A 12,392-nucleotide genomic window follows, 5' to 3' on the forward strand; every position below is an offset into this window, starting at 1 on the left:
TTAGAATGACAGCTTATAGCGAAATCGATAAATGCCGAGTGGGGGGACAAAAGGATTTAGTATCCGTATTAAACCTCGGCGAACAAGCTCTGACAGGCGTTTTTCCGGCCACGAAAGAAGAGGAAGTAACGAAAGGGCCTTTGGAGCTGGTATGGAGCCCTTCCAGCGGTTTGCTTCAATTAAAGCATTCCTACGACTCCTCGGAGATGTATGGTGACAACTATGGTTATCGTTCGGGCCTGAACCAATCGATGGTAGACCATCTGGGTGCGAAGGTCGCCTATCTTGAGCGTCTCGCATCGCCGGCCCCCGGTGAGGTAATCCTTGATATCGGCAGCAATGATTGCACGACGTTGAAAGCCTATTCAACACCTGGTCTAAAGCGTTTCGGCATTGATCCAACCGCCGGCAAATTTGCATCTTTCTATCCGGAGGAAATTCGCTTTGTTCCGGAGTTTTTTAGCGCTCAGGCTTATAAGACACTGACGGATCGCCCGGCGAAGATTATCACTTCCATCGCAATGTTTTATGATCTGGAAGATCCGATAAAGTTCGCTCGGGAGATCGAACAGGTTCTGGCAGACGATGGGATATGGCATTTCGAACAAAGCTATATGCCATCGATGCTGCGCTTGAATTCTTACGACACCATCTGCCACGAGCACATTGAGTATTACTCTCTTCAGGTTGTTGAAAAGATTCTTTCGGCTGCCGGCCTTCGCGTCATTGACGTTGTCATGAACAGCGTGAACGGTGGCAGCTTCGCCGTGACGGCTGGCAAGATTTCCAACAAGACGCTGAAACGAAACGATGCGGTTATCAACTGGCTTCTTGAACAAGAAGACAAGATGGGCCTATCCACGCCGCGTCCTTATCGCGATTTTGAGGAGCGAGTTTTCCGCCATCGCGATGATTTGAGTCGCCTTATTCGTAGCCTAGTAGCCGATGGGAAAACGGTATTGGGATACGGCGCTTCTACGAAAGGAAATGTGGTACTTCAGTTCTGCGGCCTTACTTCCAAGGAAATTCCGGCAATTGCGGAAGTGAATAAAGAGAAATTCGGTAAATTTACGCCAGGAACACATATACCGATCATCTCCGAAGCAGAGGCGAAAGCGATGAAGCCAGACTACTTCCTCGTTCTGCCTTGGCATTTCAAGGACAGCATTCTTCGTCGCGAGAAGCAGTATCTAACCGACGGAGGAAAATTTATTTTCCCCTTCCCCGAAGTTGAAATCATATAAAATAAAATATTCGGGTTACGATCAAAATCTTCCCTTCTCGTATAGGAGGGAAGATTTAACGAGAGCGCACTAAAATTGCCCTATGCTTTCCCGGCGGCAGTCTTTTTGAAAGACAGCTCCAAAAAGCAATTGCGAAAGCTCAATAATCGCATTCCCAGGCTCCGATCGAACGATCGTCATATTGTGGAGTTCCCCACTAAGCTACATCGCATCCGCTTGTGCATATCTATGCGGCATTCCGTCCGCCGGGTTGCATTGTCTCCCCAGCATAGCTAACGCGTTTAAGCGAGTTGGAGACTAATGCATTGAAAGAATATCGATATCTAAATTTATCGGCAGCGTCACTTTTTGTCGTCGTTCTTTTCGTCGGCTTGCCAACTCTGATTTATGGCCCGAATGAACGCGAGTTCAGTTATCCATTCGCAAACATCCTTATAGAGTTCGCGTTGCCGGCGCTTATTTCGCTGGTTGTAGTAGGGCTTCCCTTCTTCATACTTCCCCACAAGTTAGCCAAAATTTGGTCGTGTATCCTGGCTGTCTGCGCCACGTATGCTTGGGCGCACGGAACTTTTCAGACAGTAAATTTTGGAGACCTGGATGCGGCTGGGTGGACCGTCGATATCCCGCCATCCCGAGTGATAGCTGATGCAGTGGTATCAATGATCATTGCGCTATTCGTTTATTATATATGTTGGAAACGCCCTAGAGTGATGACGATGATATTTTCCGTCTTCATCCTCCAGATGGGATGGCAAGCGGTTTCGATTTCTCATTCGTATGTGAGCATCCACGGTAAAGATGTGGAGAGGCTCGGATCCTTTCATCGCGAGAAAAACGTGCTCGTGGTGCTTCTCGATTCACTTCAATCGGACGTCTTTGAATCCATTCTAGAAAAAGACCGTGCACTGCAGGAAAAATTTGAAGGATTCACTTTTTATCCGAATACCGTTGGGGCCGCACCCACGACATATCTTTCAATACCGACCATCCATTCAGGCCTGACATTTGATCCGGCAACCAGGCTTTCCGATTTTTTCCAGCGTGCGGTTGGAGAGCAATCGTTCCTTTCTAAACTGACCGACAATGGGTATGACGGTCTCCTGGTCAATCCAATCACGACCGTTTGTCCCCGAGATGTAAGATGTGAGACTGCAAAGGCTCTGCTCGGTGGTGATCCAACGGCTCTCCGGATGGAAGCAACTCGTGTGTTCGATCTGGCAATCTTCCGTATCGCACCTCTAGCTTTTAAGCGTGCGACATATAACGACGGTGCTTGGCTCACGCAAAAGTGGCTCTTCGGAGAAACTTCTGTTCAGCGCGCTGTCGAAGGAAATGATCTTCTGCGGGAAATGGTTTCCAGCGTCGCGGTATCATCACCAAAGCCAACTGTTAAATTCCTCCATCTTTTTAGCACACATCCGCCTTTCGTCATCAACGATGCATGCATGTATCTGGGCAAAGAGCAGCCAATCAATAGAGACGTTGCCGAGAGCCAAGCCCACTGTGCTCTGCGCAATTTAGGCTCTCTCCTTGATCGGATGAAATCTGAAGAGATATACGATAACACAGTACTCGTGGTCATGTCTGATCATGGAAGTGTTTACTCGATCCCGAGCCGTCGCCCATCAGAAGGTTCAATCGCACTATTGGTCGGCGCGGCCAACCCAACGCTGGCGATCAAACCTCTACAGGCTCGAGGTGAAATGCGGAATGACGTCAAGGACGCACATATCGGTGATTTGGCCCGGTCAATATGTGACATGACCGGTGACTGTACGACCAGCAACGGCGTTGCGCTCGGGCATGATGTCGCTCCGCGAACTCGTATTTACAACGAATATCAGTGGGAACATCGCTTCTGGTACTTGGAATCGATACCTAACCTCAGGAGGTATATGGTTTCCGGTAACATGTTCTCACACACATCTTGGTCTGATTCACGCGCTCTCCAGCGCGGAAACACGATAGGCAATGTCGGTGATGCCAATTGTCCCTGTGTCGCGACGGGATGGGGTGAGCCGGAAGAATGGGGAGTCTGGTCGATTTCTCAACGACCATATGTCACAATTCGTATTGCAGATGATGGACAGCCCTCATCTCTGAAAATTTCGATGACAGGATTTGTCTCATCAAAAATCCTGCCGGAGCAGATCGTATCGATTTACAAGAACGGTGAATACTTAACTCAGGTACGTTTTACACCCGAGGAGAATGTTCGTGATCTGTCGGTGCCGGTTGAGGCAGGAGAGTCCGTTGTAGGCTTAGAGTTTCGTCCATCAAACGTCAGGTCACCCCTTGAGTTGGAGATGTCGGTCGATGACCGAAAACTCGGTGTTGGCATCCGCTCCATTTCGCTGACTGACTAGGGGAAAATCCCCCAATTTACTTGCGGCTGAAGATTGACCTCTGGGCAATAACCCTTCGTTGCGGTTGTGTGACAGTTTGGTGACAGACACCTTTAACCTTGGGCGGTAAACTCCGGCATGATCAACACCGAGAGGGTTATTCCGTGAAAATCGTAACGTTTCCATGCGTCATCTGTCTTTTCTTGATGTCGCTTACCAGCAACGCTCATGCCTATTTGGACCCGGGTACCGGTAGCATTGTATTGCAGGCAATACTCGGGGGCGCAGCTGTCGCGCTCGCGACAGGATCGATATATCTTCAACGGGTGAAATCGTTTTTTACCGGAAAGAAGCCTGACCAGACAGAAGACGACAGATAATCAAATGGTCGATGTATTAATTGGTGAGGGCTCGCAAGTGCCTGGATCGTTTCGGGATCCGGCAGGACACGTTTTCGAGCTCAACGGGCGTTTATACCGTACAGTAACTGAATTCGGCACCAGCGGCTACGAGGCCGCGCGCGATGCGCAGATATTTCAAGACTTGTCAGAAAAGGGATGGCTGGTCCCTATTCTCAAGGAGTGTCCAGGTGGTGGCACCGACAGATATACGCTGGAGATCGAGCGTCTGCAGTGGATCACATATCCCTATGAATGGTCGTTCGAGTTGCTGAAGGCAGCGGCGGTGTTTCATATCGATCTGCATCTCTATCTTCTGCAACGTGACTTCACATTGACGGACGCGACAGCATACAATGTGCAATTTCGCGGTGTTACTCCCGTCTTTATTGACCATCTCTCTATCCGCCCCTACCGCGATGGAGAATTTTGGAGTGCGCATCGCCAGTTCTGCGAGCAATTCCTCAATCCCTTGCTTCTCCGTGCTTATGTCGGCCGTCCCCATAACGCATGGTACCGGGGCTCGATGGAGGGTGTGTCAGTAGCGGATATGGCAGCGATACTTCCGACGCGCAGGAAGCTTTCTTGGAACACGCTAACTAACGTTGTACTGCAAAATCGCTTTCAGTCAGGAACATCTGGTGATGCGACGAAGATTTCCATCGCCGGAAAAAAGTTGCCAAAACAGGCCTTTGTTGGGATGCTTCGACAACTACGAAAGTGGATTTCATCGCTTGTTCCCGGGGATAAGCGGAAGACCGTGTGGGCGGATTACTCCCTCACCAATACCTATAACGATGCTGAACGCGAAGCGAAGCATCAATTTGTCTCGGCATATGTCGCGGATTCGCAGCCACGTTCGGTTATCGATCTAGGCTGCAACACCGGAGAATATTCTGAACGAGCGTTAGCAGCGGGCGCCCGAAGCGTGATTGGGTTTGATTTCGATGTGCAAGCGATTGATCAGGCCTATCATACGGCACTGACGAAGAAACTCAGCTTCACGCCACTATTTCTCGACGCCCGCAACCCGTCACCCAATCAGGGCTGGATGAATCAAGAACGGAGCAGCTTTAGTCAGCGCTTCCGTGCAGATGGAGTTTTGGCTCTAGCATTTGAACACCATCTTGCGATCGCGCATAACGTCCCATTGGCATCCTTTATCGAATGGTTGCTGTCCATTGCGCCCACAGGTGTAGTCGAATTTGTTCCAAAATCAGATCCAACAGTTCAGAAGATGCTGGCGCTGAGAGAGGACATCTTTCCAGACTATGATGCGGATAACTTTGATAACTTGCTTAGACAGCAGGCGCGGGTAATCCGAAAACAAGTGGTGTCCCATTCAGGGCGGACTCTGTTCCAGTTCAGCCAATCGCCGTGAACTATGCCGAATGAAAAGCGCTAGCAACCATCTCTCGTGAAAGTGTGGGTCTTGTTTGAATTGCGCCGATCATTCATTTGAACGAACCGATTATGCAGCAGAAAATTCCATTTCTGCCGCTGATCTGATCCATTCAAACTGAACAGGCGTTGGCTGGAGTTTTTTGCGTACGAGGGAAAAACTCTAGCCAACCCGACCAACTCGAAAAAAGCAAGATCACACACAGGCAGCACCAAGCCAAAAGTGTACTAGCCAAACCAGAGCTACAATTACAAAAACCGGTTAGCCAAGAGACGTTCAGCCAAACCATTTTTACCATACACGTATGTCGCTATCGTAGCCTGCGCAATACTGTCACGACCATTTGCGCCAGCGCGGAAGAAAACGGCATCTCCCCAACCAAGGCGCTCTTTAAAACTCTGCCCCACGTAAGCGTATCGGCACTCCGCAGTGAAGTCGACAAACGTAAAGCCACGTTCCCTTAAAAATAACTCAACATCGGAAAAGAGAGGTTGATCCTTGTAAATCGGAGCAAACTCCACCTCGCAATGAATAACATTCGTACGCTCTAAAATTTCCATGCCGCCCTTCAGGGCTCGCAATTCCATCCCCTGGATATCCAATTTCAGAAAATCGACGACGGGCACATCGCGCAAAACATTGTCCAGTGTTGAGGTCGAAACAAGTTGAGCGTCAACCGTTTCAAGCGTCTCTAAATGCTCTAGGTGGGCATTAAGGTCACTGTTGAGGGGTAGTAATGACGAAGTCGCATCATCATTATTAATATAGAATGTCTGTGAGCTTCCATCTCCGATAAAATCGGGAAAAAGCTGCAACTCGGGATCATCCGCCATCATTTCAGCGCGTCTATGCTCCAGAGGCTCAAAACCAATACATCTATGCGATATCCCTGATTTTCGAAGAGGAGTATAGATATGTTCCTCACTCGCCAGCTTTTGGGCACCCACATCGACAATCACGAGTTCACGATCCAGGGAGGGAAGCTCTATAGGCATCGGCCGTGTTTGCTCTGCTTGGCGACGCTGATACTCCGCACTTCCAACCAGCGCCGTGACGACTTCAGACAATCCGTCCTGTTGGGCGACGGCAGTAAAATGCTGAAGGCCGGCAATATCCGGTGCGCGACCAAGCAAACCGTGATACAATGCCGCCACATAAGAACTCACATCCACAGAAACCTCCAACATAAAATCAATCTGCCAAATAAAAAGAACGAACCTCTTTAGTTTACGGCTTTACCAGAAAGCCCCAAAATATTGAGCAAGTCGCTACATACCTCCTCCCAATTGCGCATCTTCGCAGTGGAAATACTCTTTTCCAACTCCTGGAGGCGCTGATGATCCCTGATAAGGCGACGACAAGCAGCAGCAATACTCTCAATCGAAGCTGCATCACAATATTCGACATACTCGCCACCAACCTCCGGCAGAGAGCTATTATTGGCAACGACTGCCGTTTTCCCATAGGCAAGCGCCTCTCCGACGGGCAGTCCCCAACCCTCGTAAAGACTTGCCATAATCGAGAATTTGCAGTTCCTGTATAGGAACGCCAACTCAGCGTCGCTGGGCGCTTCGACTACCTGAATCCAACCATCGAGATTACCCGAACCTTTCAGGAAATTTTCGAACGCCTCAATGTGCCAGCCCTTTCTACCGGCGAACACAAGCCGTGGAAGGTCGTAGTTCCCTTCTTGAAGCAAGCGCTGCCAGCTCTGAGCGATGCGCCATACATTTTTCCGTGCCTCAATTGTTCCGGCACATAGAACATAGGGAACAGTCGCCACATTGCGTACATCGTCAGAAATTTCGGCCACTTCATACAGCCACGGATACGCATCCTTGTTAACTCGCGTGGACATAGGTCCCAAGGCTGTGGGAGAGATTTTTTTATCTATTCCCTGCTGTACCAAGGACAAGACTTCGACCTCGCGTTCGAAACCGTACTTAGCCAAAAAATCCTGTAGATCCTTTTTCGTAGCATTACTGATACAGAGGTATTTCGAGGTGTACTCGACGCTGTTTGCCAGCCATTTATGAAAGATGAGAGGCATCATCCCATGAGTCGTCTGCGGCAGCAAAATGGGAATCAGATCATAGACAAGCGTATAGCATATTACGCCTTTTTCCTTGGCGGCGGAAAATGTTCTTTCATGTAAAGGCAACCACGAACTATCGAGATTGACCAAGGCATCTCCAGGACGACACATGGCCAGAAAACTCTTTCTTACCGTATCCCTCCGAGCCTTTCCATCCTTGGGAAAGCGCATTTCCAGCCAACGCTCAGGCGTTATGTTGTATCTGAGAAACGAACTCTTCGAGCCGAGGAAAGCCAGGATATCCAGTCTCGTTCGATGGAAGTAATATTTCGCAGCGCTCGACTTATATTTTGAAATTACATCAATATCTGCCGCGCTCTTTGATTTTCCAATATTCAAAGCACCTCGAAGCGCCCGTGGGTCATCGAAATTAGCGACGTCAAAATCGTCGAAAGATACGCAAACGTATTTTTTTCCCACGCCTTCGTGGAAACACAAATAAAACTCCGCGTCCGACGCCCTGTTTCCAAGCTCCGTTATTATATTTACGAGAACTCGTTGAATTCCGGAGTATCGATCTATTTTCGAAACATACGACACAAGGCTGGATATATCGAAAAATACGCGCATTCTTTCACTGCCACTAGACATAACGTCCCCAAAATCATCTTGGAATCAAAGTAAAATTGCCCATATAGCAAAATCACTCTTTGTCGCTTGGTGCTTTCCATGGAGGAAATTTAAGATCCCCTCTTTCAGGCAAGTAAAGAGCATAAGACCAACTCGCCTGAAAGCTTTACAGCCTGCAGAGTATAAATGGCAACGCGCAAACCTCAAAATTCAATGAGACTGGCGATGACTGCAGGGCAACACCGGTTCTTTTTTCGATATACCACAGCCAATCCAAGATCCATGTATTTGGAGCGCATATCAATCCAATCGATCTCGTGACTGGCCTGAGTTTAGTCACTCGCTCGCCAATAATCCAAAACCGAACGTAACGTTGTTTCCCAGGGAATTTGCGGCGACCATTGGAGAAGATGACCAGCTTTGGCCGAACTCCCTGCCACATAGCTCACTTCACTCGCTCGCATTCGAGCAGGATCTTCCAAGACTTGAATCTTGACCTGGGACATTGCCAGCAGACTGTGTAGAATATCTCCAATTCGGCGCGCGGTTCCGGAGGATAGATTTAAGATCACGCCGTCCTTAAATCTCTCTGGAGGCAGAAGGGCCGCCGCCACATAAGCCGAGACTATATCTCTGACGTCCGTAAAATCACGCTGCGCTTCAAGATTCCCAACCTTGATGATCGGTGGTTGCAAACCTTTTTCAATCCGTGCAATCTGCGCCGCGAAACCCGACACTACGAAGTTTTCCGCCTGCCCCGGCCCGGTATGGTTAAATGGTCGAAATCGAACAGCATTCAGCCCATTCTTCGACATCTGGCCAATGAAGAGATCTGCCGCCGCTTTTGACGTTGCATAGACATTTGTCGGAGCAAGTAACGTTTCCTCGTCCAAAGGCCTTGTCGTACCGATAAAGCTGCTCCCATAAACCTCAGACGACCCGATATTTATGAACAGGGCGTCAGGACAAAATTTGCGAACACTACATGCCAGCGCAATCGTTCCGTTAAGATTGACGGCAAATGTCTGTTTCGGAGAAGCAGAGGCTTCCAATACATGAGAGACCGCAGCCAAATGTATAACCACGGTCGGTCGCCAGGTCTCTATAACGTGTGCGACAGCCTCTTCGTCTTCAATGTCCAACGCAATTGAGACCTCAGTTCCTTGCGACTGAGCGGCAACATCATTTCCACCTCCCTTGAAGGTGGAAATTATCTGAGCGGCCGGCGGGAGGACTTTTTGTAATTCCTCCCGCAGCCAACGTCCAACAAATCCATTCGCGCCCGTTATCAAGATACGGGGATTAGAGACAGAATTTTGCTGCGCCATATTCACTTCGAAAGCCGACTGATATCCGCATCAACCATTTCACAAATCATTTCTTCAAGCGTGATTGTGGCTTCCCAACCAAGCTTCTCTTTTGCTTTCTTGGGATTACCAAGAAGTACGTCAACCTCAGCCGGGCGGAACAGCTCCGGATCGATTACGAGATAATCATCAACATTCAGCCCAACGTGCCCGAAAGCGATCTTGCACATATCTCGAACGGTAACCGTTCGCCCTGTTGCAACAACATAGTCATCCGGGATTTCCTGCTGCAACATCAGCCACATTGCACGGACATAGTCCTTGGAGTGACCCCAGTCACGCTTCGCATCAATGTTGCCGAGGCGTAGCTCGTCGCGAAGCCCCAACTTAATTCTGGCCACACCGTCTGTAACCTTGCGGGTTACGAATTCGATCCCACGCAGCGGCGATTCATGATTGAACAGAATACCACTGGAGGCGTGCAAACCGAAACTCTCACGGTAGTTTACCGTCATCCAGTGCGCGTAAAGCTTCGCAACAGCATAAGGGGAACGCGGATAAAACGGCGTCGTCTCGTTCTGCATCGCCTCCTGAATGAGGCCATACATCTCAGAAGAGGAAGCCTGATAAAAGCGCGCACCCGACGCCTCAAGTCTCGTCGCCTCCAACATGTTTGCACAACCGATGCCGGTCACCTGCCCTGTCAGCAGCGGCTGGTTCCAGGAAGACTTCACAAATGATTGCGCACCCAGATTGTATATTTCGTCGGGCTGCACTTCACGCATAATCCGAATTATGCTGGAGAGATCTGTAAGATTTCCATCAATAAAACGAACATGCCTGTCGATATTCAGCCACTTCAGCCTAGTATCATTGACATCTGCGGTACTGGAGCGGCGCACCAAGCCGTATACTTCATAACCCTTCTCCAGCAAAAACTGCGAAAGATAGGCTCCATCCTGGCCAGTTAATCCGGTTACCAACGCCTTTTTCATATTCCACCTGTAATCTAATCAACCCAGATCTTCTGGTCATCCTACGTTACATGCCAGCACGAATTCCAAAAAATGCGCAGACAGCAACCTCTTCTATGATATTTGTCGGTATTTACCGAGTCCTTTTCTCTCAACGCACAGATATCCGTTGCCAACGCCATATCCGAAACGCCTCAAGTCGCTAAAAGCGTATTTTTCACTCCTGAAAGTATTTCAGATGCGACATTGTACCATGTCCGCATAGAGGGTTTCCGTTCAGCGATCTCAAGACGCAGAGCTTCGTACTCTGCGTGATTCCCCAACAACTCACCCAAAACATCCGCCAACTCGTCCGGCTTTTCCGGGTCGAAATAGCGCGCTAGGTCGCCCCCTGCCTCTCTCAGCGCCGGAACGTCCGCCGCCAGTGCAGGTGTTCCGCACCATAATGCCTCGCTTATGGGCAAGCCCCAACCTTCCATCCGACTGGGGAGAACAAGCGCAAATGCACGCTTATACAATTCCGCCAGTTCGGCCTGGTTCGGATTGAGTACGAAATGAAACTTTGTGGACAGAGGCAGAAATCGCTTATTCTTTAGAAATTTCTCCACACGTTTACGTCTCGCACCAGCCAACACGAGATTGGGGACGTCCATTCCCCGCTCGTGAAGGGACATCATGGCCTCAACTACGCATTCCAGATTTTTCCTGCCGTTATAGATTCCCACGCATAAGATGTAGCGTCCGGACGGCCCGCGCTTCTCTATGGGCTCTGAGGTCGGGCGCAACTCGTTGCAAAGTGGCACGGCAATGACCTTTGATACAGGCGGCAACACGCCTTTCTCCGAAAAATGCAGAACCTCACGAGCTGTGAATTCCGAATTCGTGAGAATGAGTGACGATGCTTTAATCGCCACCTGATTGTCGTGCAGAAAATTCTTCGGGAAAGAGAATTGATTCCTATGCGTGAAATCATGCAACGGGATCATATCGTGCAGAAGTGGGACAAAGATCACGTTTGTTCCACGTGCTTCAAGAGCGGCCAGATAGTCGGACATAATCTTCGGCCTGCCCAAGGAGATCAGCACATGACCGGAGAGATCGACTTCCTTAGCTGAACCATCCGGGACCGTAGCCCATCGCCGCCGGTTTCTGAAATCGACGACCTTTCGAATTGCCCAATAAACGGAAGATTTGACGGGGTTATTGTTGAAGAGGCTTTGGCGCAACCGAAGGGGGGTAGCCGAAGGAGGAAGATTGTGGTCCAGCACGCCGGTCGGTGATGCGTCTCCAACCCTAGGAAAAACTTCAAAAAACCGACCATGATACGGAGAATATATGACGTATCGGACTTTGGGATTCAATTTTGTCAGTTCATAAGCGACCTCCATCACAGTTCTGGAGATACCATAATACTTAAATTTTACGCCTGAATTTAAAAAAAGTTCGGAAAGATCGAAAAAAACTTCAGTCATCTTGCAGACATATCCTCATGCCCCACCAAGTGGCAGTTGACGCCGATGCAGCGTTACCAAATCACCCACACTGGGGACACGCCCCGCTTTAAACCCTTAACTTTTGGCGCGGGGCGGAGAGATGTGGGCGGCTTATACAGGTGGCTCTGAACCCTTGTCAAATGCGCTCATCACCCGTGAAAACTTCGGAAGTCATCGGTTCATCAACCAAAAACTAGGTTGTTTCTATTCGCTGTGGAAAGCTCTATCACGCATTTGAAGCGTCACCTCACGTTCGATATCAGGAAAGTTAAGGGGCGATAGAAAGTTGAGAGGTTTCATGTTGAACACATACGCTCGAAAGATCACGCCGGTTCTTCTTGCTGGCGGCGCCGGCTCGCGGCTTTGGCCTGTATCGCGCGATCAGTTGCCCAAGCAGTTCCAGCCGCTGGTCGGCAATCTTTCGACCTATCAGCAGACGTTGAAGCGGGTGGGCGACAAGGGGCTTTATTCCGAACCGCTGGTGATCACCAACGAGGATTTCCGTTTCTTTGCCCGCCGCCAGGCGGAAGAGATCGATCTGCCGGCGACGGTGGTGCTGGAACC

At 49.6% G+C, this 12,392-nt stretch carries 9 protein-coding genes; 4 read left to right on the plus strand and 5 right to left on the minus strand.

What is annotated here, in order from left to right:
• Positions 1-5: 5 nt before the first annotated feature.
• The 3 genes from QD336_RS15150 (at position 6) to QD336_RS15160 (ending at position 5,368) form a co-directional block, all read left to right on the plus strand.
• Positions 6-1,244: a class I SAM-dependent methyltransferase gene (locus QD336_RS15150; protein ID WP_104680281.1), complete on the plus strand. Its 1,239-nt coding sequence runs from the start codon at positions 6-8 to the stop codon at positions 1,242-1,244.
• 305 nt (positions 1,245-1,549) lie between these two features.
• Positions 1,550-3,610 carry a sulfatase-like hydrolase/transferase gene (locus tag QD336_RS15155; protein ID WP_499171238.1) on the plus strand — a complete coding sequence of 687 codons (2,061 nt, stop codon included), beginning with the start codon at positions 1,550-1,552 and terminating at the stop codon, positions 3,608-3,610.
• A gap of 363 nt (positions 3,611-3,973) precedes the next feature.
• Entirely contained in the window at positions 3,974-5,368 is a 1,395-nt protein-coding gene (locus QD336_RS15160; protein ID WP_499171239.1) for a class I SAM-dependent methyltransferase, read from the plus strand.
• Between the two features lie 269 nt (positions 5,369-5,637).
• On the opposite strand, the gene QD336_RS15165 is transcribed toward QD336_RS15160, so the two are convergent.
• From QD336_RS15165 to QD336_RS15185, 5 genes are all read right to left on the minus strand, one after another.
• On the minus strand, positions 5,638-6,561 hold the full coding sequence (locus tag QD336_RS15165; RefSeq protein WP_499171240.1) for an FkbM family methyltransferase: 924 nt from the start codon (positions 6,559-6,561) through the stop codon (positions 5,638-5,640).
• 50 nt (positions 6,562-6,611) lie between these two features.
• Positions 6,612-7,922: a glycosyltransferase family 4 protein gene (locus QD336_RS15170; RefSeq protein WP_499171241.1), complete on the minus strand. Its 1,311-nt coding sequence runs from the start codon at positions 7,920-7,922 to the stop codon at positions 6,612-6,614.
• A 464-nt stretch (positions 7,923-8,386) separates the two neighbouring features.
• Positions 8,387-9,382 carry a GDP-mannose 4,6-dehydratase gene (locus tag QD336_RS15175; RefSeq protein ID WP_499171242.1) on the minus strand — a complete coding sequence of 332 codons (996 nt, stop codon included), beginning with the start codon at positions 9,380-9,382 and terminating at the stop codon, positions 8,387-8,389.
• Positions 9,383-9,384: 2 nt separating this feature from the next.
• The gene (gene gmd, locus QD336_RS15180) at positions 9,385-10,356 is read right to left on the minus strand and encodes a GDP-mannose 4,6-dehydratase (protein WP_499171243.1); all 972 of its coding nucleotides are present in this window, start codon (positions 10,354-10,356) and stop codon (positions 9,385-9,387) included.
• A gap of 173 nt (positions 10,357-10,529) precedes the next feature.
• The gene (locus tag QD336_RS15185) at positions 10,530-11,807 is read right to left on the minus strand and encodes a glycosyltransferase family 4 protein (RefSeq protein WP_499171244.1); all 1,278 of its coding nucleotides are present in this window, start codon (positions 11,805-11,807) and stop codon (positions 10,530-10,532) included.
• A 319-nt stretch (positions 11,808-12,126) separates the two neighbouring features.
• Here QD336_RS15185 and QD336_RS15190 point away from each other — a divergent pair.
• A partial coding sequence (locus QD336_RS15190) for a sugar phosphate nucleotidyltransferase (protein ID WP_499171245.1) occupies positions 12,127-12,392 on the plus strand: 266 nt, incomplete at its 3' end.

The sequence above is a fragment of the Rhizobium sp. BR 250 genome (assembly GCF_047445855.1).
GTDB lineage: Bacteria > Pseudomonadota > Alphaproteobacteria > Rhizobiales > Rhizobiaceae > Agrobacterium > Agrobacterium tumefaciens_I.